Source organism: Acidovorax sp. LjRoot204 (assembly GCF_056175785.1).
The window spans coordinates 1-24,393 of record NZ_JBGFFF010000073.1; the positions used below are offsets into that span (position 1 = coordinate 1).

A 24,393-nucleotide genomic window follows, 5' to 3' on the forward strand; every position below is an offset into this window, starting at 1 on the left:
CCTCAGGGCTGTTTCACCGGGTCGTACACGCAGCGAAATCCGATATACACCGCGTAAAAGTCCGCAGGCTTCCAGGCCTCGACATCCGCGCGCATTTGCGACGGGGGATACCACCAGGACCCGCCCATCGTGCGCCGCTCGTCGCCGCGCGCATCGGCCGCCCATTCCCACACATTGGCGCCCATGTCGTGCAGGCCGTTCACTCCGGCCGCAGTGGCATTGACGGGCGCGGCGCGGGGCCAGGGGTCGGGGTCCCTGGTGTTGGCGCCCTGCGGGCTCTGGCCCATTGTCCAGGGGTAGGTGGTGCCACGCACCCACGGCACGGGCGGTTGGCTGCGTAGCTCGGTAAAGCCGGCGGTGCGCCACTCAGCGGCGGTGGGCAGGCGGCCGCCCGCCCATTGGCAGTAGGCCTGGGCCTCGGCGTGGGTGAGGTGCACGGCGGGCAACTGGTCGTTGTCGGGCGGTGAGCCGTCGGGGCGCTGCCAGGTCCAGCCCGCGCGGCGTTGCCAGCCGCCCACGTATTCAAAACCGCCGCCTTCCCGCTCGGCACGGGTGGTGGTGCCGGTGGCCCGCGCGTAGCGCGCAAACTGGGCGATGGTGACTTCGGTCTTGTCAATGCGCAGGCCGCGCAGGTCGTCCAGCACCACAGGCGCTGGAGTCTGGGCAGATGCGGCCAGGGCCCAGAACGCCAGGCGGGCGATGACTGCGTGGCGCGGTGTTGGCATGGTCCTCTGTTCCCCGTTTCACAGCATGGCAGCCATTGCCCGGCCAGTGTGGCGCAGAGTATCTGCCGCAGCAAAAGCCTGTGGGCGGGGCTGGGTTTGCAGCGGCTGAACGGCCCTGTGGGGGCGCCGGATTGGGCGGTCGGCGCTGGCCCGGTATTGCGGGTGGCAGGCATAAAAAACCCCGCACTCCCAAGAAAAGAAGTGCGGGGTAATTGGCTGTGTGTCTGCCCTCCCACCAGTCAGGGCAGCAGCGTGTGGGGGGCCATCAGAAGTTGTGGCGCACGCCCACGGCGAAGGAGCTGAAGTCGTTACCCGGAGCCGACACGCCGTAGGTGGCAGCCTGGCTGTTGTTGATGCGGGTGTAGTACGTGTAGATCTTGGTGCGCTTGCTCAGGTTGTAGTTGTAGCCCAGCGTGTACTGGGTGGCGGCGCTGTTGGACACGTTGGAGTAGTTGCCGGCACGGCCCACGTTCACGTGGAACTCGGACACGCCCATGATGTAGGCGGCCGACAGGCGCAGGTTGGTGCGGTTGCCGCCGTTGGCGATGAACACGTTCTTGTCGCGTTGCACGTAGGCGCCCATCACGAAGGGACCGGTGGAGTACGAAGCGCGCACTGCGAACTGGTTCTGGTCGCCCAGCTTGGAGTAACCAGCGCCCAGGCCCAGCTTGCCGATTTCGTAGTTGGCAGCCAGGTCCATGCTGTTCTTGCCGCCGGTACCGCTGGGCTGCTCGTGCTGGGCCCAGCCGGCTTCGAACGTTGCGCCGCCCAGGCTGGGGGTGCGGTAAGCGATCTTGTTGATGTCACGGGCGGGGTAGGCGTACAGGGCGTCAGCCGACGAGCCGGTGTCGTGGTTGTGGTTGCTGATGAAGTCGGCCGTGGCGTAGTACGACTCGGACGTGAAGTTGCCCAGGCGCACCATGCCGAAGCCGCCGGACAGGTTCACTTCGCTCTGGCGGGCAAAAATGCCGCGCGAGTCGGAAGCGCCGGAGCTGGAGTCAAAGCCGCTTTCGAGCTGGAAGCCTGCCATCAGGCCGCCGCCCAGGTCTTCCTGACCCTTGAAGCCGAAACGGGAGGAGTTGTTGAACAGGCCGGTCTTGGAGACATCGCCGTCTTTTTGGTGTTCAAAGCTGGTGTTGACCCGGCCGTACAGGGTGACGCTGCTCTGTGCAAAGGCAGCAGACGTACCCACCAGGGCCAGCGCGGCGAGGGCGCAGCGGTTCAATGTTTTCATTCGCGAGGTTCCTTAAATCAAATTTTGTTTGATGACAAATAATCACCGGCCAAAAACGCACAGGGGTGATGCCTTCGGGCCGCCGCTACAAGCAAGTTTGGTGCCTGTGGTGATGTGATCGTTGCACTTTGCAACGGAGGGGGATGCTACTGGCCGCCGTGATTGGCCGCCAGCGGGGTAAACACCTTTTTGTCATCAAGATGTCGTTGCGGCGCAACATGGTTCTGGTAAGGCACGCCAGAACCGACCCGGGGCGTAGCCCGGCACCCCCGTCAAGGTCGCGAATGCAGCGCAAGCCCCACGTGGGCTGCCATCGGCGTGCCGCAGTGCCCGGGCTGCTGCCGCCGTGAAGGCGCTGCAAGGGCCGCGAGGATTGCAGGCGCTGCAGGGCGGCTGGTGGGGTTTGTGGAGTGGGCGACGACCCCTTGAGGGATCGTCAACGGGCCCCTAGAACCGGTAGGTCGAGGTCAGCGTGTAGGTGCGCGCCTGTCCGTAGAAACAATCCCCGCGTGCCAGGCACTGGGTGATGTGCACCTTGTCGGTCAGGTTGACCACGTTGAAGGCCACGCGCCAGTCGCCAGCGTCGTAGGCCAGCATGGCATCGGCCAGGGTGGCGGCAGGGGTGCTGATGGCGCTGGTGCCGCTCCATTGCGAGCCGGTGTAGCGCACGCCCGCGCCCACCACCCAGCCGCCACGTCCCTGCGCTGCAAAGCGGTGGCTCAGCCAGGCCGATGCGGTGTGCCGGGGCACGCTGGCCACGGGCTGGCCCTGGTCGCCTGCGTTGCTGCGGCTGATCTGGGCGTCGGTGAAGGCGTAGCCCACCGTGAAGTCCCACTGGCGCGCCAGGCTGGCCTGCACCTCCGCCTCGAAACCGTTGACCTTTACTTCGCCAATCTGCAGGCTGTTGAGCGGGTTGCCGGGGTCGGTGGTCTTGCGGTTCTTCTCGCGCAGGGTGTACACAGCGGCAAACGCACTGATGCCCTGGCCCGGTGGCTGCCACTTCACGCCGGCCTCCCACTGTTCACCGCGCTGGGGTTTGTAGGGGGTGCCGTACGCGTCGAGCCCACCCAGGGGCTGGAACGATTCGGAGTAGCCCACATACGGTGCCCAGCCGCCGTCCATCTGGTACGTGACGCCAGCGCGTTTGGTCCAGGCCTTGTCGTCCACTGCAGCGGCAGGGCGGCCTTCGGTATCGGTCTGCGCACTGTCGTGGCGCAGGCCCAGCGTGGCCGTCCAGCGGCCCCATTGGATCTGGTCTTGCGCGTAGAACCCCAGCTGCTTTTGCACCACGCTGGGCTGGCGCACCAGCTGCGCCGCAGTGGGCGGTGTGAAGTTGCCGTACACGGGGTTGTACACGTCGATGGACGACGCCACCGCTCGCCATGCCTGCTGGCCGGTGTGGTTGCGCTGCACGTCCAGGCCTGCGAGCACTGTGTGCGCGGTACTGCCCGCCTGCAGCTTGCCTTCGAGCTGCGTGTCGATGAGCAGCATGCGGCCGGTGTTGAGGTTCCACACCGCATCGCGCACCAGCGTGCGGTTGTCGCTGTTGAACACGGGGCGCGCAGGGCGGCCGGTCCCAGCGTTGGCGGTGAAGCTGGTGTAGATGGTGCGATAGTCCACCTCGCTCACGGTGCGGCGCAGGTTCTGGCGCACTGTCCAGTCGCTGTTCAGACGGTGGCTGAACAGGTAGCCCCAGGAGTTGTTGCTGGTGTCGTACGCGTCCCAGCCCGGCTCGCTGATGAAGGTGTTGCGCGGAATCTGGCCGTACTGGCTGGGCAGCTGCGTGCCTTGCCACGGGAAGAAGCCAATGAGCGAGCCGCTTTGGTCCTTCTGGTGCAGCGCCTGCAGCGTCAGCGATGTGTCGGCATTGGGCTTCCAGGTGAGCGATGGCGCAAACACCACGCGGTTGTCGTCCACATGGTCCACCTGCGTACCGCTGTCGCGGCCCACGGCCACCAGGCGGTAGAGCCACTGGCCGTCCTGGTCGAGTGCGCCCGTCAGGTCGGCGGCGATCTGCTTGCGTGCGTTGTTGCCCAGCTGCACCTGCACCTCGCGCAGGGTGTCTGCCTGCGGGCGTTTGGTCGTCAGGTTGAGCACGCCGCCCACGCTGCCCTGGCCGTACAGCACGGAGGTGGGGCCGCGCAGAAACTCCACGCGTTCCAGCGTGTACGGGTCCGGCCGGCTGGTGTTGTAGGTGCCGTAGGTGCGCAGCAGGCCGTCCTGGTACTGGCTCACCGTGCCGCCGCGTGCGGCAAAGCTGTCCACGCGGCTGTCGAAATAGTTGGACACCGCGCCCGCGGTGTATGCCGTCACCTGCCGCAGCGTCTGAACGCCCTGGGCTTCCATCTGGTCGCGGGTGATCACGCTGATGGCCTGCGGGGTTTCGATGAGTGGGGTGTCGGTCTTGGTGGCGCTGAGCGCACGCTGGGCCACAAAGCCGGTGACGGGCGCGGTGGGGTTCTCTTGCCCCGCGCCCGAAGAGACGGTGACCGGGGCCAGCGTGGTCTCGGCCGTGGTGGTCGGAGCGGTTTGTGCATGGGCAGCGGCGCTGCACAGCAGCAGCAGGGCGGCCTGTGCCACCGCGGTGCGCGGCGCGCGGCATGCGCGCGAATTGGATGCGGAAGGATGCATGATTTGCTATTAATTAGATAGCTACTTGGGCATATTCGACTAGCGCAAGCGGCCGTTTTGGCTTGAAATGGGCGCCGCTCAGCGTCCCGCAGGGGCGGGAGTGGCCGCTGGGGGCAGGGACGGCGACGGCATGCCGTCGGCCAGCACAAAGCTCAGCGTGGTCACGTAGCTGGCTTCGCCGTACGGCGCGCCATGTGCCTCACCCGGCGTCTTGTCGCTGTGCTTCACCTCGGCCACGTACTGGCCCTTCCAGGGGGTGACGAAGGTCACTGTGCCGTCTTCACCGGCCTCGGCCTCGCGCGTCCAGCCCGAGGGTGCGGCCAGCTGCACCTTGGCCTTGGGCAGCGGTGCGCCCTGGTAGACCACTTTCAGCTCACCGGGCTTGCCGGTGGGCACCAGGTCCAGCGGGGCGGTGGGGGTCACAGGCTTGGCCAGGCTGGCCACCCAGCGGGCCGAGGGCTGCCAGACCATCGCGGGCAGGTTGCGCTTGCTGCGGTCGATCAGCGGGTAGCTGGCGGTGGCAAACAGGGTGTCGGGCGTGCCGGCGGCGGGGTAGACAAAAGCGTCCTTGCCCAGTTGGCCTTCCACACGCTGGGCGGCGGCGCCCGTGCGTTGCTGTTCGAGCACGGGCACACCCTTGAACTGGTCCAACCGGCCGGGCGATGTCTCGCGCAGGTTGTCGTTGAACTCCCCGAAGTGCAGGCGTGCCTGGCCCCCGGCGTTTTCCAGCCACACCTGGTGGGCGTGGACAGGGGGCAGTGCGGTCACACTGGCGATGGTCAGCGCGGCAGCCAGCCAAGGGCGTGGGAAGGTGGGAGCACAAGACATGGATATTTCCTCTCTTTGGTTTGGAATTCGGGAACGCCGCCAAAAAACGCAGCGCGCAACCCGCCGCACCACCCCCCGGGTGGGTGCAACAAAGCTCACTTCTTGATAGCTGCCTGCGCTTTTGGGATAAGCGCTGGGTGGCTTTTTTGATCTGAACGTTGCAGCGCCCGGCTCACACCGGACGACAGCGCAGATCGGTGGGCCGTGGGGCCCGCTTCAGCGACCGCCATGAGGTCGTCATGACAGCCGCCGGAAAACGCTCACAACGCTGCGCTCGCGCGCGGGTTCTTTGCTGGGGGAGTCGGCACCGGTGCGCGCGGCCGGCCGTACCAGCCCATCACCCCCACGGGGATGCCCAGCGCCACCCACGACCACCAGTCGCCCCAGGTGTCGGACACCAGGGCCGTGAGCAGCCCGGTGGTGGTGAGCACACCCATCAGGATGGGCCCGCCCCACAGGGCCCAGAAAGGGCGGTGCTTTTTCATGCGGCCCCCTCGGTGGTACGCGCTGCGCCCGATGTGGGCAATGCGCCGCCAGCCAAGTGACCGTTGGCGCTGCCCGCGGCGTTGGGCGAAAGGCTCCTTGTCTGCGCGCCCTTGCGCAGCCACAGATACAGCCCGCTGCCCAGCACCACGATGGTGGCGATGTCGAGCAGCGCCCAGAGGATCTTCATCGGCATGCCGCCGTAGTCGCCAAAGTGCAGCGGCTGCGACACGAGCAGCGCCGTCAGGTACCACGGCAGCGTGGGCGATGCGGTGACCTGCGCTGTGCGCGCGTCCACCAGCACGGGCTTGAGCAGGCGCGAGGTGAGCGGCTCGTTGCCGCGCAGGAAAAACGTGTTGTGGTGCGGGCTGGAAAACGCCGTGCCCGGGAACGCAATGAACGACAGCTTGGTGCCTGGCGCCTGGGCCTGCGCAGCCACCAGCGCCTGCTGCAGCGGCCCGCGCTCGGCAGCGGGCACGATGGGCTGGCCCTCATACGGCTTGAGCAGCACCGAGAGCTGGTCGTACTGCCAGTACTTGATGAGCAGGTCGGCCCACGTGTTGATCATGCCCGTGCCACCCACCACAAACGCCCACACCAGCGTGACGATGCCCAGCAGGTTGTGCAGGTCGAGCCACTTCACCCGCGTGGACCGATCCCGCCGCACCTCACCAAACGCCAGCTTGCGCATGAACGGCGCATACAACACCACGCCGGTGACGATGGCAACCAGCAGCAGCAAGCCCATGAAGCCCAGAAACAGCTTGCCCGGCAGCCCCGCGAACAGGTCCACATGCAGCTTGAACATCACGTACATGAAGCCTTCGTCAAACCGTGGCTGCGCCAGCACCTGGGCCGTGCGGGCATCCACCGCCACAGAGCGGAAGTCATCGGTGGGCGCCGGGGTGGGCGTGAGCGTGACGAACCAGACGTTGTCATCGTCCTCCGCATGCGACGCGAACTGCACCACCCGCTCGGGGTGCAGCGCCTGCGCGGTGGCCAGCACTTGGTCCAGGCTCGCGCGCGGCGTGTTGGCAGGCATGGCGGGCGCCTCGACCTCGGTGCCCAGCAGGTGGCCGATTTCGTGGTGAAAGATCAGCGGCAGGCCGGTGATGCACAGCAGCAGCATGAAGACGGTGCACACCAGGCTGGACCATTTGTGGGTCCAGCTCCAGCGGCGCAGGGCGGTGGGGCTTAGCATGGGATGAGAACCTTGTTGAGCGATTTGCTACCGCAAGGGCTTTGAGTTTCAAAGCGCTGCGCACGCACGCACTGAAGAGCCAGACGCAAAGCGGCGGCCATGCCGGAAGGATCAGAGAGAAAGGAGTGTTTCAAGCCAGGCAACCCGAATGCATCTGATGACGGAGGGAGCTGGCTGCAGCCGAGAGAAAGGGCTTTGGCTTGCGGTAACCAAATTTTATCCTGTAAATGCGAATGATTCCCGATCAGACGTTGTGATTTTGCGAATTTGACTTTTGTATGGCTATGGCGTCCTTGAATTGATAAAAATAAATTGACGAAAATGATAAATTCATCAAAAATTGAGCCGCATCAATGAACAAGGTGATATGCCATGAACCGCAACCGAATGACCGTCCGTAGAAAACTGAGTCTGGCCTTCGGCCTGATGGTGACCCTGATCCTGCTGGTGGCTGGGATTGCCATCTATGACATGACAAAGCAGAAGGACCTGTTCCACAACTACGTCACCGGCATCAATGCCCGCGCCCATCTGGCGAAAGACGTGCAGTCGGCCGTCAACCGGCGTGCCATTGCGGCGCGTAACCTGGTGATAGTCACCTCGGAATCAGAACGCGCTGCTGAGAAGCTCGCGGTGAGCAAAGCCCATGCTGATGTTCAGGACCGGTTGGCTCGATTGAAAGAAATGGCGGTGGCAGGCCATGTGCCGGCGCACATCAAGGCGCTTGTGGACGACATCGACAAGATCGAACACGCCTACAGCCCTGTGGCTTTGAAGATCGTGGATCTGGCGCTGAATGGCCAGCGGGATGAGGCCATCACCATGATCAACGAGAAGTGCCGCCCTCTGCTGGCCGCGCTGGTCTCCAAGACCAATGAATACCAGGCTGTCACCGACGAGCGATCAGGCCAGCTTGTGCAGCAATCTGAGTCGGACATGGCCGCGCAGCGCACCTACTTGGTGGCCCTTGCTTTGATGGCAGCATTGGTGGCTCTGATCTCCGGCTACCTGATCACACGCAGCCTGTCCCGTGCGCTGGGGGCCGAGCCCGATGTGCTCAGCGATGTAGCACGCCGCGTGGCGGACGGGGATCTGTCGAAAATGGATGGGGCCGACAGTGCCATCCAGGGAAGCGTGCTGGCTTCTCTGAGCGCGATGCAGCAGAACCTGGCGGACATCGTTGCCAAGGTGCGCGGTGCTTCGGATTCGATCGCCATGGGCACTTCGGAAATTGCACGTGGAAATATCGACCTGAGCCACCGTACCGAAGAGCAGGCCAGCGCCCTGCAGCAGACGGCCGCCACCATGGAGCAGTTCAGCACCACGGTCCTTAACAACGCAGAGAACGCCAAGGTGGCAGACCAGTTGGCCATGAACGCAACCACCGTGGCCACCCAGGGCGGCAAAGTGGTATCGCAGGTAGTGGACACCATGCGGGGTATCAACGACAGCTCACGCAGGATTTCCGACATCATCGGCGTGATTGACGGCATTGCCTTTCAAACGAACATCCTGGCGCTGAACGCTGCTGTTGAGGCCGCGCGAGCGGGTGAACAAGGGCGCGGGTTTGCCGTGGTGGCCACTGAGGTGCGCAACCTTGCGCAGCGCAGTGCCACGGCCGCCAAGGAGATCAAGGCATTGATCAGCGAAAGCGTGGAAAAGGTGGTTGCCGGTACCCAGCTGGTGGATCAGGCGGGCCAGACCATGGACGAGGTGGTGGGCGCCATCCAGCGTGTGACGGAGGTTGTGGGGCAGATCAGCGCTGCCATCTCTGAGCAGAGCTCCGGCGTGTCTCAGATCGGCCAAGCTGTGAATCAGATGGATCAGGTCACACAGCAGAACGCAGCGCTCGTCGAAGAAAGCGCGGCGGCCGCCCAGAGTCTGGACATGCAGGCCCAGCAGCTGACGCGGGCGGTGCAAATCTTCAAGCTCGAAGAGCGGTCGGGCACTGCCTCGGTCAGCCACGAGCGGCGGCCCGGTCTTGGCTATGCAGTCTGACCCGCTGCGCCCGTACTGGCCCAATCCGCCTCCAAGGCCCGAAAGTCGGCAATGACTGAAGAGTCCCCACGCCTGATCCAAGAGCTCTTCGCGCGGCAGTTTGACTATTTGCCGAAGGTGGAAAGCCCTGAGCAGCGCAAAGGCCCGCTGGGAATCGTGAACCTGTTCGCATTGGCATCCCACATGCTGACGGCCATGTCCGGCACACTGGCCATCGTTTCTGTAGACAGGTTCGGCGCGAACCTAGCGGGGTGCGATGCCGGTCTTAACGATCAGGTCCATCGACTGGTGGATCTCTCGGTGCAGACGTCCGCGTCATTGACACGGTTGATCGGCGTTGTGATGGTTGCGTTGCAAAGCGAACAAATCACAAGCCCAAGCGCTGCCGAACGGGAGAGCATCCAGGAGGTGATGACCACCGGATACATCTACATCGAGTCTTTGAATGCAGTGTCGCTGGAAACAACCAACATGGCGCGCTGGCGCGGTGTGTGGGGACGCAACGTCGGTCGCCCCCTCCGGGCTGCGCAGTCAACGCAAACCAATGACCCGGAAGGCGACAAGGCCGGGCAATCGGTACGCACCCTGACTGCGCAGATCATGGAGCTGGGTCTGAGGGCCGAGCTCTATGACGGAACCTGGAGCATGAACTGAACGCCATCGACCCCATTGCACGCTTCGCTCAGTGCGTCCGTGCGATGCTGCTAAAGCGACTTTGGCTATCTTTTAGATAGCGGCTAAAGACCTTTGGTAGGGCGTCAGCAGCATCTTTGGTCCGGCTGTGGCAAGTTGCGGCGACCGGTCGATTGACTGAGACGCGTGCGCTTTTCGCCCTTGTCAGAAGTGCGAGCGCAGTGTGACCTGCACCGCGCGCGGAGATCCGGGCAAGATCAGGTTGTCGTTGCTGCCGTGGGCTGACACGTAGTACTTGCGGTTGGCCAGGTTCTTGATGTTCACGTCCACATCCCACTGGCCCAGCGTGTACTGCAGGGCGGCGTCCAGCGTCGTGTAACCGGGCAGGGTGACCAGGTTGGTCAGCGAGGTGAAGCGGGCGCCCACGTAGTTCACGCCGCCACCCACGCGCAGGCCGTGGCCCAGGTCCTTCATGGCCCACAGGAAGGCGGAATTGCGGGGAGTGAGCGCAGGCACTTTGCCCTGGGCGGCAATGGCGGCGGTGGGCAACTGGGTGGAGGTGGTGGTGGCCAGTGATTTCGTCATGCGGCCATCCAGCCAGGCGTAGCCGGCGCTTACATCCCAGCGGCCGGGCAGGCGGCCGTTGGCGGTCAGCTCCAGGCCGTTGGTGCGTTGCGTGCCCACGTTGATCTGGCGCGAGGGGTTGGTGGGGTCGGTGTTCTTGATGTTGGTGCGCTCCAGGTTGAAGAGCGCGCCCGTCACGTTCATGCGGCCATCGAGCAGGTCGAGCTTCACGCCGATTTCCTTGTTCTGCGTGATCTCTGGTTCGTTGGCGGTGTTGTTGGCGGCCAGTGCAAAAGTCTCTGCCGAAGGCTGGAACGACTTGCTGTACGACACGTAGTACGACACGGCGTCGCTGGGCTGCCAGACCAGGCCTGCGCGGGGGCTGAACTTCTTGTCAGTGCGCGACAACGCGGAGAGCTTGCGATCAAACTCGGTCTGCTGCTTGAACACGTCGTAGCGCGCACCCACCAGCGCCTTCCACTGCGGGGCCAGCGTGATCTGGTTCTGCCAGTACAGCGCCGCTGTGTCTTGGGTGGTGTGGCTGGGGATGGCGCTGTCGGCGGTGTAGCTGGCGACAGGTATCACCGGAGCGGCTACGCCTGCGGGGTTGAAGATGGAGACGCGGTCTGCTCCGCCCGACACGGACTCCGCGCGCTTCTTCTGCCGGCCTAGTTCCATGCCCATCAGCCACTCCTGCTTCAGGCCCCCGAGCTGGTTGCGCCAGGTCACGTCGGTCTGGTTGAACAGGCCGCTTTCGTCGCGCAGGATGAACGAGCGTGTGCGGCCCACGGTCAGGTTCACCGGGTTGGTGGTGCCGCCGGGCAGGGTGTTGTAGCGGTCCAGCGTGTAGTCGTATGCGCGTGTCACATTGCGCACCGACCAGTCGTCGTTGAAGCGGTGGTTGAGGGTGGCCGCCAGCGATTGCATGGTGCTGGTGGTGGTGTCGTCTTGCGCAGCGTTGCTGGAGCCGTAGTAGGTGCTGGCGGGCACGTTCACTGGACGGCCGTTGAGTGCGGGAATGCCGAAGTCCGTCAGGCGCTTGTCGCGCGCGTTGGTGTACTGCAGCAGCAGGTCGGTCTGCGCGGCGAGCTTGAGCGCGAGCGACGGCGCGAAGTTGTGGCGCTTGATGAACTGCTGGTCGCGGTAGCTGCCTGAGTCTTCGACGGCGGCGTTGATGCGGAAGGCAGCGGTGTCGCTGATGCCTACATTCACATCGGCCGCGGCGCGGCGAGAGGCGTAGCTGCCCAGGCCCAGAGAAGCCTCCCCCGAGGTCTCGCCAAACTTGGGTTTCTTGGTCACGCGGTTGATCAGGCCGCCCGAGGAGCCGCGCCCGTACAGCACGGCGGCGGGGCCCTTGAGCACCTCCACGCGCTCGATGTCGGCCAGGTCGCGGAAGTACAGCGCATCGTCGCGCACCCCATCCACAAACTGATCGGCGATGGCGGTGAAGCCACGGATCACCACCTGGTCACGCTGGCCGTCGCCGTGGCTCATTGCCACGCCGGGTACGTTGCGCAGCACCTCTTCCATCGACCGCGCACCCTGGTCGCGCATGAGCTGCTCGGGTACCACGTTCACGGCTTGGGGCACATCGCGCAGCGGCGCGCTGCCCTTGGTGGCCGAGGAGCTGACGGCGGGCGAATAGCCGTCATCGCCGCTGGTGGATTGCACGGTGACCTCGCCCAGCGTCTGGGTCGGCGCAGAGGGCGGTGTTGCTTGTGCCAGCGCGGTGCCGCAGAACGCGGCCAGGACGGCGGCGGCCAGCGGGTGCAGGGCCTGGGGGTGGCGGAAGGGGCGGCTGAAAGGTGCGTGCATGGTTTGTCCTTGGTGTGTGCGGAACGCGGTTGAAAACGGCTCCGCAGGCACCGGGCCTGGCGCGGGCCCATGGGGCCGGTGGCTGGGGGGCGCAGAGAGCGGGATGAAAAAATGCAGGGGTGAGAGGCGGATCAGAAAGTGCGACGAGCCAGCGGGGCCGCCGCATCCTTTCCGCTCACCACCCCCCGGCCCAGGCGGCGAGGCCTGCCAGCAGGGCCAACCCCGCCAGCAGCGGTGTGCGCCGGGGCTGCCAGGTCACAGTGGCCGTCACGGCCACGGCAGCTGCTGACAGGGCCACGGCCCATGCGGTCACGCCGAGCGAGATAGGCACACCATCGGCCGGGTGTGCGGCCAGCCACAGCGACAGCAGCAGCAACAGCCAACCCGCGCGGCGCAGTTGTTGCAGGCGGTGGGCTGCACCTTCGCGGCCTGTGGCGTCTTCATGGTGGCGGTCCATGCCCAGCGCCATCGCCGACCAAGCCGCAAAACACAGCAGAAATGCGGACATGGTGTTCAAGCCCCCGACGTTGAAACAGACACATCGGTGGCCGCAGGCAATGCGGCCGCCGGGGCAGTGCGCGGTGTTTTGGCCTCAGCGGCTTTGCCCTTGCGGGCACGGCCCGGGCGCAGTCGCCACGACAGCCAGCCCAGCACCAGCCCGGTGGTCAGGAACGCCAGGTCCATGCTGGCCCACACCCATTCGCCCGCCGGCAGCGTGACGCCGAGGTGGGTGTGGGTGGTCAGGGCGTTGATGACAGGCAGCAGCCCCCACACCAGCCCCGCCGCGCCCAGCGGCACCGACCAGCCCATGCGGCTGGGCCGCACCACGGCGCGGGCCAGCGCCCACAGCAGGGCCAGGCCCCAGGCGCTGAAGAACCAGGCCAGTTCCACATCGGCCCGGCCCTCAGCGTTCAGCGGGATCAGGCGGTTGGAGGCGATGTACACGCCGCAGGCCAGCGGCAGGCCCGCCAGCGTGGCAATGTTGATGGCTGCCACCAGGCGCTCGCCAAACGGCGCCTTGGTGGGTGCGACGCCCGCCCTGTTGTCTTTACTGGCGGCGATCCCTGTGCGGCTGGCCTGCGTCTGCGACTTGGCGCTGCGCTTGACCGACCACAGCACCATGCCGGTGGCGATCATCAGGCTGCCCAACACGCCAAAGCCAAACAGCGCCCAGCGCAGGCCGATGTCGGCAAACCGCGCCATGTGCAGGCCATACAGCACGCCATAGGTCTTGACGGCGGGGCCGGTGGCATCGGCCTGGTCCAGCCACTGGCCGGTGGTGGCGTCAAACAGCAGGCGCGGTGGTCGGTATTGCAGGCGGTCGCCTTCGTGGCGCGTCACCTCGACCACGGCGCGGCCCTTGGCGTCGCGGCGCGCCTGCAGGCTGCCGATGCGCCCGCCATCCCAGCGGGTGCGCGCTTCGGTCAGGATCGACGGCAGTGCAATAGCGGGCAGGGGCTCTACCTTGTCGCCCGGTCTGCGCCGGGGGCGGCTTTCGGCTTTCTCGCCCTGCAGGTCGGCAAAGTACGTGTTGGAGTCCACGCCGTTCTCGCCCTTGTAGGCGGTGGCAATGCCTGCAGGCATGTAGAGCGTGTGGAAGATCATCAGTCCGCTGAAGGTGATCATCAGGTAGAACGGCAGCACCAGTACACCGCTGACGTTGTGTGCGTCCAGCCAGGCGCGCTGGCCGCCCTTGGTGGGGCGGAAGGTGAAGAAGTCCTTGAAAATGCGGCGGTGCGTGATCACCCCCGAGATCAGCGCAACAAACATCAGCATGGTGGCTACGCCCACCACCCAGCGGCCTTCGAGGGTCCAGCGCCCCTTCTGCGCGGTGCGCAGCTCGAAGTGGAAGCGGTAGAAGAAGTCGCCGCCCATGGTCTGGCGCGCGTCGATGGCCTCGCCGGTCTGCGGGTTCATGCGCAGCGTCTCGAAGCGGCCATTGCCCGTGTCGCGCCACAGGATGTTGACGGCAGGGTCGCGGTCGTCGGGCAGGTGCATGATCCACTGCGTGACGTTGGGCACCCGGCGCACCAGCGCGTCCAGGGCTTTTTGCGCTACCTGCGGATCGGTGGCATCCACCGGCTGCAGTCCATGCATCTCGGGGCGCATCCACAAGTTGAACTCGTTCTTGAAGAACGACAGCGTGCCGGTCAGGAAGATTGCAAATAGCAGCCAGCCCAGGATCAATCCGGCCCAGGTGTGCAGCCAAGACATGGCCTGGCGGAATCCTTCGCGGTCGCTGGGCGCCTTGGGCTTCTTGGTTGAGCGTGCTGCTTCAGCCGCGGTGCTGGCCACGGTGGCTGCAGGGGCACGTTCTGCCGGGGGACGGGAGGGGAGTGTGCTGCTGGTCATGCCGCTGCCTTCATCCAATGCGGTGCCGTGGCGCAGGCGCCCAGCACCAGTGCGGGCAGCAGCGTGCCACCCCAGGCGCCCCAGGCGGTGCGTGTGTAAAAAGCCCAGCCAGCGGCGGTGGCATACACCACCCACGAGAGCATGGTGGCCGTGAGCACAGCCTCAACGCGGGGCATGCATTGCGCTAGCAGGAGCGACAGCGCCGCCGAGAAGCCTGCCGCCAGTGCGTAGCCGCCCCCTATCGCCGCCACGGCGCGGGAGGTGATGGCCAGCCGGTAGCGTCCATTGACGCGGGTGGCCTTCATGGCAGGGCCCGGGGAGACCCGGGAGTGTATGTGGGCAAGGGCCCCGCAAGGCAGGGGCGGGACGTACGGTGCGGCATCAGCAAAGAGCTCCAGACAGGTGTGTGGGTACAAAACGCACAAACGCTGGCTGCAACGGGCGGCTGGAGCCGGGCTGACTGGCTTGCTGGCGGGCTCGGGAATCAGGGTGTCACTGAACCCGGCCGCTGGTGGTAGGCTGACATTCTACTTTTGTTGAGAAGCATTCGCATTTGTGTTGCGGGAATTTTCTTCCGTTGATGTGCACTTGCAACAACCCGTGATCGCAGGGGGCATTGCTATCGGGGAGAAATATTTTCCAAGCTGCAGCGCGCAGGCACAAAAAAACGGGCCGAAGCCCGTTTTGATTTTTCTGCCCGCTTTCGTGGACCGATCTGGCGATCCGTGGCCTTACTCCACATCGCCCATCTGCGACTGCAGGTAGTTCTGCAGGCCCACCTTGCCGATCAGGTCGATCTGGGTTTCGAGGAAGTCGATGTGCTCCTCGGTGTCGTCCAGGATCTTTTGCAGCAGGTCGCGCGATACATAGTCACGCACGCTTTCGCAGTGGGCGATCCCATCCTTGATGGTGGCTTGGGCGCCTTGTTCGGCGCGCAGGTCGCAGGCCAGGATCTCTGGCACGTCTTCGCCGACCTGGATCTTGGCCAGGTCCTGCAGGTTGGGCAGGCCGTCCAGCGTGAAGATGCGGTCCATGAGCCAGTCGGCATGCTTCATCTCGCCGATGGATTCCGAATACTCCTTCTTCGCCAGCTTGTCGAAGCCCCAGTGCTTGAGCATGCGGTAGTGCAGGAAGTACTGGTTGATGGCGGTGAGTTCGTTCTTGAGCTGGGCCTGCAGATGGCCAATGACCTGTGCGTCACCTTTCATGGGGACTCCTTGTAATGTGTGGATTCGGCGCTGATTGTCGTGACCCGCATCCAGCAGCGCAAGGCAAGCCCCTGCTGTGGCGCGCGGGCTGCGTGTGATGCTGAGAGGCGTTCGCGTTCACATCCTGTGTGCCCCGCGGCGCACCAGGGTTGTCACCGGGAGGTCGCACAGGGCGTTGTATAGTAATTGACAATTGATTCGATGTAATCAATTAATTGGATTGATGACTTGGAAATGCCTAAACTTCAGTCCTGTTCAGTCAACCAACCACAAAGGAAACAGCAATGTCCCTGATCAATACGCAAGTTCAGCCCTTCAAGACCACCGCTTTTGTCAACCGTGGCGGCAAGGGTGAATTCATCGAAGTGACCGAGCAGTCCCTCAAGGGCAAGTGGTCCGTGCTGATCTTCATGCCTGCAGCCTTCACCTTCAACTGCCCCACCGAAATCGAAGACGCTGCCGACAACTACGCTGAATTCCAAAAGGCCGGTGCCGAGGTTTACATCGTGACCACCGACACCCACTTCTCGCACAAGGTGTGGCATGAAACCTCCGACGCCGTGGGCAAGGCCAAGTTCCCGCTGGTCGGCGACCCAACGCACCAGCTGACCAACGCTTTCGGCGTGCACATCCCTGAAGAAGGTCTGGCACTGCGTGGCACGTTCGTGATCAACCCCGATGGCCTGATCAAGACCATGGAAATTCACTCCAACGAAATCGCCCGTGACGTGTCGGAAACCCTGCGCAAGCTCAAGGCTGCCCAGTTCACCGCCGCCAACCCTGGCCAAGTCTGCCCCGCCAAGTGGAAGGAAGGCGCCAAGACGCTGACGCCTTCGCTGGACCTGGTTGGCAAGATCTAATCCACGGCCCCTCCAAAGCCGGACAGCGTCATGGCGCCATCGCGCCATGCCGTCCGGCTTTTTTACGCCCGGACGTTGACAAGCAGGCTTGAACTGCAGCCTTTTTGGCGTCACCCTCCCAGACACCACAACTCGAATTTCAAAGGACACCACCATGCTCGACGAACAACTCAAGACCCAACTCGCCGCCTACCTGGAGCGCGTGCAGCAGCCGTTTGAGCTGGTGGCTTCCCTGGACGACAGCGAGACGGCGCGCGACATGCGCGAGCTGCTGACGACCATCCAATCCCTGCGCAGCGACAAGATCACCCTGCGCACCGACGGCAACGATGCACGCAAGCCATCTTTCAGCCTGCAGCGCCCGGGCGCCGCCAACAGCCTGCGCTTTGCCGGCCTGCCCTTGGGCCATGAATTCACCTCGCTGGTGCTGGCCCTGTTGTGGACGGGCGGCCACCCACCCAAGGTCGAGCAGGATGTGATCGACTCCATCAAGGCGCTGGATGGAGACTTCAACTTCGAGGTCTACATGAGCCTGACCTGCCACAACTGCCCGGACGTGGTGCAGGCGCTGTCGCTGATGGCCATCGTCAACCCGAAGATCAAGACGACCGTGATCGAAGGCGGCGCCTTCCAGCAGGAAGTGAACGACCGCGAAATCATGGCCGTGCCCATGGTGTTCCTGAACGGCCAGGTGTTCGGCTCGGGCCGGATGACCATCGAAGAGATCGTCGCCAAGCTCGACACCGGCTCTGCCGCCCGCGAAGCCGCCAAGCTCAGCGCCAAGGATCCGTACGACGTTCTCATCGTCGGCGGTGGCCCCGCTGGCGCGGCTGCCGCCGTGTATGCCGCCCGCAAGGGCATCCGCACCGGTGTGGCGGCCGAGCGTTTTGGCGGCCAGGTGAATGACACGCTGGCCATCGAGAACTACATCTCGGTACTCGAAACCGATGGCCCCAAGTTCGCCGCCGCGCTCGAAGCCCACACCCGCGCCTATGGCGTGGACATCATGAACCTGCAGCGCGCCGACAAGCTCATCCCCGCCGCGCAGCCCGGTGGTTTGATCGAAGTGCAGCTGGCCAACGGCGGCTCGCTCAAGGCCAAGACGGTGATCCTGTCCACCGGCGCCCGTTGGCGCAACGTGAACGTGCCCGGCGAAGCCGAGTACAAGAACAAGGGCGTGGCCTACTGCCCGCACTGCGATGGCCCGCTGTTCAAGGGCAAGCGCGTGTCGGTGATCGGCGGCGGTAACAGCGGTGTGGAAGCGGCTATCGACCTTGCTGGCGTGGTGGCCCACGTCACGCTCATCGAGTTTGCCGACCAGCTCAAGGCCGACGCCGTGCTGGTCAACAAGCTCAAGAGCCTGTCCAACGTGACCATCCACACCAACGCGCAGACCACCGAAATCACCGGCGCCGACGGCAAGGTCAACGGCCTCAAGTACAAGGACCGCGCCACCAACGTGGAGCACACCGTGGCGCTGGAGGGCGTGTTCGTGCAAATCGGCCTGGTGCCCAATACCGAATGGCTCAAAGGTACGGTGGAGCTGTCGCGCTTCGGCGAAATCATTGTCGATTCGCACGGTCGCACCAACATCCCCGGCGTGTTTGCGGCGGGCGATTGCACCACGGTGCCTTTCAAGCAGATCGTGATTGCGGCGGGCGATGGCTCCAAGGCAGCGCTGAGCGCTTTTGACCACCTGATCCGCATGCCCGTGGTGGCTGAAGGTGCCAAGGCGCAGGCAGCGCATCCCGAGGCCGTGGCAGCCTGATGTCGTGCAGGAGATGGGGGCGGATGCTGCCCTCGTCCCTGCAAGCAGGGCGGCCCGCAGCGTGAATCAGCTGCGGATTCAGGCCTAGGGCCTTTTGCCACTCAACCACGCAAAGTCCTTCAACCCGGTCTGGGCGATCCGCTGTTTTTTGTAGGGGTTCTACGAACCTCCCTAGAATCCGGCTGCCCATGCGCCGATTGCTGTTGCTCTTCCTGTTGGTGTTCATGCCGTTCCAGGCCATCTGGGCGGCTGCTTCGCCTTATTGCGGGCATGAAACGGCGCCGCAAGCCTCGCACTTTGGCCACCATGTGCACGATCACGTGGCCGATGAATCCCCTGTCCATCCAGCCAAGACATCCAGTGCCACCCCGGCGGACATGGACTGTCACGCCTGCCATGGTGCGGGCAGCGGTCTCGCGCACAGTCCCGGTGACCATGCCATCGTGGTGACTGCAGCACACCCGCTGGCCCAGGCGGCACCAGCCTGGCCTCCAGCCCCCCTTTCACGCCCCGAACGTCCCAATTGGCCCGTCCTCGCCTGAGCGGCGAGGCGGGGGCTCTGGGCTGTCCCGTTTTCATTTGGATGCGGATCGAGACCTGCCTTGCGGGGCAGTCGCGACGCGCGCGCTGACGCCTGCGTGTGCTGCTGATCGGCTCTTCCTCCCATCGCGCCTCGCCGATTTCAACCTGTGGCCCCTGGCCACTGCAGAGGAATCGGATGCAATCAACGAAACAACGACACCATGCGCCCGCCGCCGCCGCCGCCGTAGCGGCTATGGCGCTGGGCTTGGCACTGCTGGGCAGCGCCACGCAGGCCCAGACCCTGACAGCCCACCCCGGCACAGCGCCGCTCACGCTCCAGGCCCTGTTCGAGCAGGCCTGGCAACGCCAGCCCGAAGCGCAGTCTGCAGCTTTGCGGCGCGAGGCCGCGCAGGCCACACGCAGCGCGGCGGAAGCCTGGACGGCCGAGCCCGCAGCGCTGGAGCTGTCCACCAAAACCGACCGCCCCGGCAGCAACCAGGGCAGCCGCGAAGCCGAAGTGGGCCTGGCCCTGCCGCTGTGGCTGCCCGGCGAGCGCGCCCGCAAGGCCGCGCTGGCCGACGCCGAAGTGCAGGCGCTGGACAGCCGCCAGCGCGCCGCGCAGCTGCAACTGGCCGCCACCGTGCGCGAAGCGTGGTGGGCCGCGCAGCGTGCGCAGGCCGATCAGGCACTGGCGCAAGACCGGCTGCTGAACGCCCAGCGCCTGGCCGCCGACGTGGCGCGCCGCGTGCGTGCAGGCGACCTGTCGCGTGCCGACCAGGCCCAGGCCGACGGCGCCGTGGCCCAGGCCGAAGCCGCCATGGCCGAGGCCCAGGGCGCGCGGGACTCAGCGCAGGTCGCACTGGCCGCCTGGGGCGTGCAGGCCGCGCCCACCCTGGCGCTGGCGGACGGGGCAGAGTCCGAGCCCCCCGTGCCAGACCCCACGGCCGCCGCTGCCCAGCACCCAGCGGCGGCCGACTGGCAGGACCAGGCCGAGGTGGCCCGCCGCGCCGCCGACCTGGCCGCCGTGCAAACCCGTGCCAACCCCGAGCTGACGGTGGCCGCCACGCGCGGGCGTGAGCAGGCGGGCGACCGCTACCAGCAGACCTTCACCGTGGGTCTGCGCATACCCCTGGGCGGGGGCGACCGTGCGCAGGCAAAGCAGGCTACAGCACGCGCCGATGCCATCGATGCCGAGGCGCGTGCTGCCGTGGAGCAGAGGCGCCTGGCCGCCGACATCGCCGCCGCCGTGGCCCGCGTGAAGGCCACGCAGGCCCAGCGCGACGCCTTTGCACGCCACGCGGCGCTGGCGCAGGGCACACGCGGCTTTATCGACAAGGCCTTCCGATTGGGCGAAGCCGACGGCCCCACGCGCCTGCGTGTGGAGCTGGAGGCCGCCCAGGCCGAACGCCAGTTGGCCCGCGCCCGCATCGACGCAGCGGCCGCCATCTCCCATCTGCGCCAGGCCTTGGGCCTGCTGCCGCAATGAACTCCCTGTGAATCCAGACCAATTTTTAAGACAACCATGACACTCTCTTCCGCTTTCTCCACACTGGGCCTGGCCCTGCTGCTGGGCTTGCTACCGCCGACAGCGCTGGCTGGCGCAGGCCATGACCATGGCGAAGCCCCCGCCACCGCAGCGGGCACAGCCCTGCCGCGCTTTGCCGCCACCTCGGACCTGTTTGAACTGGTGGGTGTGCTCGACGGGCAAAAAATCGCGCTCTACCTGGACCACGCGGGCGACAACAGCCCCGTGAAAGACGCCCGGCTGGAGCTGGACATTGCGGGCACCAGCGTGCCCGTCACCCGCGTGGCCGAAGGCGAGTTCCAGGCCACCCTGGCCGCCCCGCTGGCCGAGGGCGTGAGCCCCGTCACCGCCACCGTGGCCGCAGGCAATGAGACTGACCTGCTCGCAGGCGAGATCGACCTGCACCCCGCCGCCCACACCGATGCTGCACCCGCAGGCCTGGCCCGCCGCACTGCGCTGATCGCAGGCACCGTGGCCGCCGTGCTGCTGGCGCTGGTCGCCGTGTGGGGTTTGCGCCGAGGCCGTGCTGCCCGCATTGGCGACAACCAGCGCGTGGGAGGTGCAGCATGAAGCGCTTCCACCCCATTCCATCCTTGCTAGCCCTGCTCATGGCCACCGTGCTCAGCGCCCCCCTGCCAGCCCTGGCAGGCCCCGGCCACGACCATGGCGACGCGCCGCCCGCACCCACAGGCAACGGCCCCAGCCGCCAGCCCGATGGCAGCGTGTTTCTGCCCAAACCCGCGCAGCGCCAACTGGGCGTGCGCACTCTGGTGGCAGCCACCGGGCAGCACGCCAAGGCCTTTGAACTGGCGGGCACCGTGGTGATGGACCCCAACGCGGGCGGCAAGGTGCAGGCCGTGCTGGCTGGCCGACTGGAGGCCGGGCCCAAGGGCCTGCCTGGCGTGGGCCAGGCGGTGCGCAAGGGCGAGGTGCTGGCCTATGTGGTGCCCACGGCGGGCGCCATCGAGCGCTCCAACCAACTGGCCCAGCAGGCCGAGCTGCGCGCTGCACGCGACCTCGCTGCACGGCGCGTCGCACGCCTCACGGAACTGGCCGACACCGTGCCGCGCAAGGACATCGAGGCGGCCGAGAGCGAGCTGCACAGCCTCACCCAGCGCCTGGGTGCCGTGGGCGCGGGCCTGGCCACACGCGATGCGCTGGTGGCCCCCGTTTCGGGCGTGATCGCTTCGGCCAATGCCGTGGCTGGGCAGGTGGTGGATGCGCGCGAACTGGTGTTTGAGGTGGTAGACCCATCGCGCCTGCGCATCGAGGCCCTGGCTTACGACCCGGCACAGGCCCAGAGCGTGGCCGGTGCCACGCTGGCCGTGGGCGGGCAGCGCGTGCCGCTGCGCTTTGTGGGCGCGGCGCGCAGCCTGCGTGATCAGGCGCAGCCGCTGCAGTTTGCGGGCGACTCGTCTGCGCTTGGCAACTTGGCCCTGGGCCAGCCGGTGCGCGTGTTCGTGCAGTCCACCGACAAGGTCGATGGCGTGCAGGTGCCCGCCGCGGCGTTGCTGCGCAACCCGGCCAACCAGACCATCGTCTGGGTCAAGGAGTCGCCCGAGCGCTTTGCGCCACGGGTGGTCACGGCGGTGCCGCTGGATGGCACCTCGGTGGCCGTGACCTCAGGCCTCCAGCCCGGCGACCGCGTGGCCACGCAGGGCGCCACGCTCATCAACCAGGTCCGCTAAGGAGTCGCTATGTTCAAGTGGCTTCTCGAAAACAGCCTGGTCAACCGGCTGCTGGTGCTCATCGCCGCCGCCGTGCTCATGGCCTATGGCGCCTTCACGCTCTCGCGCACGCCGGTGGACGTGTTCCCTGACCTCAACAAACCCACCGTCACCCTCATGACCGAGGCGGGCGGCATGGCAGCTGAAGAGGTGGAGCAGCTCATCACCTTCCCGCTGGAGACCACCATGAACGGACTGCCCGGTGTGGAGAGTGTGCGCTCCACCTCCAGCGCGGGCCTGTCGTTCATCTACGTCACCTTTGACTGGAGCACCGACATCTACCGCGCGCGCCAGATGGTGTCCGAACGCCTGTCGTCCATGGAAGAGGGCCTGCCCACCGGCATCACCCCGCGCATGGGGCCCATCAGCTCCATCATGGGCGAGATCATGCAGGTGGCCATCCCCATTGACGCGGGCAAGACCACGCCCATGGCTGTGCGCGAATACGCCGACTGGGTGCTGCGCCCGCGCCTCATGGCCATCCCCGGCGTGGCGCAGGTCATCCCCATCGGTGGCGAGGTGCGCCAGTTCCAGGTGCTGCCCGACACGGCGCGCATGGCGGCGCTGGGCATTACGCACGACCAGCTCACGGGCGCGCTCAAGGGCTTTGCGGCCAACACCTCGGGCGGGTTCTTGGAGCTGGGCGGGCGCGAATACCTCATCCGCCACCTGGGCCGCACCTCGCGGCTCGAAGACCTGCAGAACCTTGCCCTCACCGCCAAAAACGGCCAGAGCGTGCTGCTGCGCCAGGTGGCCGATGCCACCTTTGCCGCCGCCACCAAGCGCGGCGACGCGGGCTTTGAAGGGCAGGGCGCCGTCATCCTGGGCATCCAGAAGCAACCCACGGCCGACACCATCGGGCTCACGCGCAGCATCGAGGCCGCGCTGGTGGACCTGAAGAACTCGCTGCCCGCAGGCATGGAGGCACCGCGCGTCACCTTCCGCCAGGCAAGCTTCATCGAGGCCTCGGTCACCACGCTGCAAGGCAAGCTCATGGGCGCCTCGGTGTTTGTGGCGGTGATTTTGTTCGTGTTCCTCGGCACGCTCAGGCCCACGGTGATTGCGCTCACGGCCATCCCGGTGTCCATCTTCATCACGGCGCTGGTGTTCAAGTATTTCGGCCTGTCCATCAACACCATGACGCTGGGCGGCCTGGCCATTGCCATTGGCGGCCTGGTGGACGACGCGGTGGTGGACGTGGAGAACGTGCTGCGCCGCTTGAAGATGGACCGCGCCAAACACCCCCACCACCGCCTGCACCCCATCGAGGTGGTCAAGCTCGCGTCCATGGAAGTGCGCTCGGGCATCCTGTATGCCACGGCCATCATCGTGCTGGTGTTCTTGCCGCTGTTTGCACTGCCGGGCATTGAGGGGCGGCTGTTTGTGCCGCTGGGCATTGCGTTCATCGTGTCCACGCTGGCCTCGCTCTTGGTGTCGGTCACCGTCACGCCGGTGCTGGCCTTCTACCTCCTGCCGCGCATGAAGAACCTCGATCATGGCGACACCCGCGTGGTGGCCTGGCTCAAGGCGCGCTACCGCAATGGGCTCTCGGCCGTGCTGGCGCGCCCACGCACGGCCCTGGCCGTGAGCGCAGTGGCGGTGGCGCTGTCGGCAGCGGCGGTGCCGTTCTTCCCCACCACCTTTCTGCCGCCGTTCAACGAAGGCACGCTGCTCGTCGGCATGCGACTCAACCCCGGCGTCACGCTGGCCGAATCGAGCGCGCTGGCCCGCCAGGCCGAGGTGCTGGTGCGCCAGGTGCCCGAGGTCACGCACGTGGGCCGGCGCAGCGGCCGCGCCGAGCTGGACGAGCATGCCGAAGGCGTGCACGTGAGCGAGCTGGACGTGGGCCTGCTGCCAGCGGCGGAGCTCAAGCGCAGCATGGCCGAGGTGCAGGCCGACATCCGCAGCCGCCTGGCGCATTTGCCCGCCGCCATTGCCATCGGCCAGCCCATCTCGCACCGCATCGACCACATGCTCTCGGGCGTGCGCTCGCAAATCGCCATCAAGCTCTTTGGCGACGACCTGGACACCCTGCGCGGCCAGGCCGAGGCCCTGCGCGCGCGGCTGGCGGGCATCCCCGGCCTGGCCGACCTGGAAGTGGAAAAGCAGGTGCTGGCGCCGCAGATCACCGTGCGCGTGGACTACGCCGCCGCTGCCCAAATGGGCGTGCCCGCACCCCAGGTGCTGGCCGCGCTGCAGACGCTGGTGGAGGGCGAAAAAGTCGCCCAGGTGGTGGAAGGCAGCCGCCGCTTTGCGCTGGTGGTGCGCCTGCCCGACAGCGCACGCTCCATCGACGGCCTGGCGCGCGTGCTCATCGAC

20 protein-coding genes are annotated in these 24,393 nt (G+C 66.0%); 9 read left to right on the forward strand and 11 right to left on the reverse strand.

The window, feature by feature from the left end; translation table 11 throughout:
• Window positions 1-2 precede the first annotated feature (2 nt).
• The 6 genes from AC04MI_RS14120 to AC04MI_RS14145 all read right to left on the reverse strand — a co-directional run bounded on the left by AC04MI_RS14120 (window position 3) and on the right by AC04MI_RS14145 (window position 7,102).
• Window positions 3-725 carry a formylglycine-generating enzyme family protein gene (locus AC04MI_RS14120; RefSeq protein ID WP_436077937.1) on the reverse strand — a complete coding sequence of 241 codons (723 nt, stop codon included), beginning with the start codon at window positions 723-725 and terminating at the stop codon, window positions 3-5.
• A 265-nt stretch (window positions 726-990) separates the two neighbouring features.
• A complete protein-coding gene (locus AC04MI_RS14125; protein ID WP_056061777.1) occupies window positions 991-1,959 on the reverse strand; it encodes a porin in 969 nt (322 codons plus the stop codon).
• Between the two features lie 447 nt (window positions 1,960-2,406).
• Window positions 2,407-4,590 (reverse strand): TonB-dependent siderophore receptor, encoded by a 2,184-nt coding sequence (locus AC04MI_RS14130; protein ID WP_476498018.1) that lies wholly within the window; start codon window positions 4,588-4,590, stop codon window positions 2,407-2,409.
• A gap of 78 nt (window positions 4,591-4,668) precedes the next feature.
• The gene (locus AC04MI_RS14135; RefSeq protein WP_436077935.1) at window positions 4,669-5,418 is read right to left on the reverse strand and encodes a TonB-dependent receptor; all 750 of its coding nucleotides are present in this window, start codon (window positions 5,416-5,418) and stop codon (window positions 4,669-4,671) included.
• Window positions 5,419-5,678: 260 nt separating this feature from the next.
• The gene (locus AC04MI_RS14140; protein ID WP_436077934.1) at window positions 5,679-5,903 is read right to left on the reverse strand and encodes a hypothetical protein; all 225 of its coding nucleotides are present in this window, start codon (window positions 5,901-5,903) and stop codon (window positions 5,679-5,681) included.
• Window positions 5,900-7,102: a PepSY-associated TM helix domain-containing protein gene (locus AC04MI_RS14145; RefSeq protein WP_436077933.1), complete on the reverse strand. Its 1,203-nt coding sequence runs from the start codon at window positions 7,100-7,102 to the stop codon at window positions 5,900-5,902. Before AC04MI_RS14145 ends, AC04MI_RS14140 begins: the two co-directional genes overlap by 4 nt.
• A 372-nt stretch (window positions 7,103-7,474) precedes the next feature.
• Here AC04MI_RS14145 and AC04MI_RS14150 point away from each other — a divergent pair, with 372 nt between their 5' ends.
• Both AC04MI_RS14150 and AC04MI_RS14155 read left to right on the forward strand, forming a co-directional pair.
• Window positions 7,475-9,100, forward strand: a complete 1,626-nt coding sequence (locus tag AC04MI_RS14150) for a methyl-accepting chemotaxis protein (protein ID WP_436077932.1) — start codon at window positions 7,475-7,477, stop codon at window positions 9,098-9,100.
• A 51-nt stretch (window positions 9,101-9,151) separates the two neighbouring features.
• A complete protein-coding gene (locus AC04MI_RS14155) occupies window positions 9,152-9,754 on the forward strand; it encodes a hypothetical protein (RefSeq protein ID WP_436077931.1) in 603 nt (200 codons plus the stop codon).
• Window positions 9,755-9,937: 183 nt separating this feature from the next.
• Here AC04MI_RS14155 and AC04MI_RS14160 read toward each other — a convergent pair whose 3' ends face one another.
• The 5 genes from AC04MI_RS14160 to bfr form a co-directional block, all read right to left on the reverse strand.
• Window positions 9,938-12,112, reverse strand: a complete 2,175-nt coding sequence (locus AC04MI_RS14160; RefSeq protein ID WP_436077930.1) for a TonB-dependent receptor — start codon at window positions 12,110-12,112, stop codon at window positions 9,938-9,940.
• A 175-nt stretch (window positions 12,113-12,287) separates the two neighbouring features.
• On the reverse strand, window positions 12,288-12,620 hold the full coding sequence (locus AC04MI_RS14165; protein WP_291438313.1) for a DUF3325 domain-containing protein: 333 nt from the start codon (window positions 12,618-12,620) through the stop codon (window positions 12,288-12,290).
• Window positions 12,621-12,625: 5 nt separating this feature from the next.
• Complete coding sequence (locus AC04MI_RS14170) at window positions 12,626-14,464, reverse strand: PepSY-associated TM helix domain-containing protein (protein WP_436077929.1); 1,839 nt, start codon at window positions 14,462-14,464, stop codon at window positions 12,626-12,628.
• Window positions 14,461-14,769 carry a hypothetical protein gene (locus AC04MI_RS14175; protein WP_056061811.1) on the reverse strand — a complete coding sequence of 103 codons (309 nt, stop codon included), beginning with the start codon at window positions 14,767-14,769 and terminating at the stop codon, window positions 14,461-14,463. Before AC04MI_RS14175 ends, AC04MI_RS14170 begins: the two co-directional genes overlap by 4 nt.
• A 426-nt stretch (window positions 14,770-15,195) precedes the next feature.
• The gene (gene bfr / locus AC04MI_RS14180; RefSeq protein WP_099729799.1) at window positions 15,196-15,672 is read right to left on the reverse strand and encodes a bacterioferritin; all 477 of its coding nucleotides are present in this window, start codon (window positions 15,670-15,672) and stop codon (window positions 15,196-15,198) included.
• A gap of 284 nt (window positions 15,673-15,956) precedes the next feature.
• Between bfr and ahpC the strand changes: the two genes are divergently transcribed.
• From ahpC to AC04MI_RS14215, 7 genes are all read left to right on the forward strand, one after another.
• The gene (gene ahpC, locus AC04MI_RS14185; RefSeq protein WP_099729801.1) at window positions 15,957-16,532 is read left to right on the forward strand and encodes an alkyl hydroperoxide reductase subunit C; all 576 of its coding nucleotides are present in this window, start codon (window positions 15,957-15,959) and stop codon (window positions 16,530-16,532) included.
• A gap of 154 nt (window positions 16,533-16,686) precedes the next feature.
• On the forward strand, window positions 16,687-18,300 hold the full coding sequence (gene ahpF / locus AC04MI_RS14190) for an alkyl hydroperoxide reductase subunit F (protein ID WP_436077928.1): 1,614 nt from the start codon (window positions 16,687-16,689) through the stop codon (window positions 18,298-18,300).
• Window positions 18,301-18,488: 188 nt separating this feature from the next.
• Complete coding sequence (locus AC04MI_RS14195; protein ID WP_436077927.1) at window positions 18,489-18,842, forward strand: hypothetical protein; 354 nt, start codon at window positions 18,489-18,491, stop codon at window positions 18,840-18,842.
• Between the two features lie 176 nt (window positions 18,843-19,018).
• The gene (locus AC04MI_RS14200) at window positions 19,019-20,308 is read left to right on the forward strand and encodes a TolC family protein (RefSeq protein ID WP_436077926.1); all 1,290 of its coding nucleotides are present in this window, start codon (window positions 19,019-19,021) and stop codon (window positions 20,306-20,308) included.
• A 36-nt stretch (window positions 20,309-20,344) separates the two neighbouring features.
• Window positions 20,345-20,917, forward strand: coding sequence for a hypothetical protein (locus AC04MI_RS14205; RefSeq protein ID WP_436077925.1), 573 nt, complete (start codon window positions 20,345-20,347; stop codon window positions 20,915-20,917).
• Complete coding sequence (locus tag AC04MI_RS14210) at window positions 20,914-22,035, forward strand: efflux RND transporter periplasmic adaptor subunit (protein WP_436077924.1); 1,122 nt, start codon at window positions 20,914-20,916, stop codon at window positions 22,033-22,035. The genes AC04MI_RS14205 and AC04MI_RS14210 overlap by 4 nt, the downstream gene beginning before the upstream one ends.
• A 9-nt stretch (window positions 22,036-22,044) precedes the next feature.
• On the forward strand, window positions 22,045-24,393 hold a 2,349-nt coding region (locus AC04MI_RS14215), incomplete at its 3' end, for an efflux RND transporter permease subunit (protein WP_476498019.1).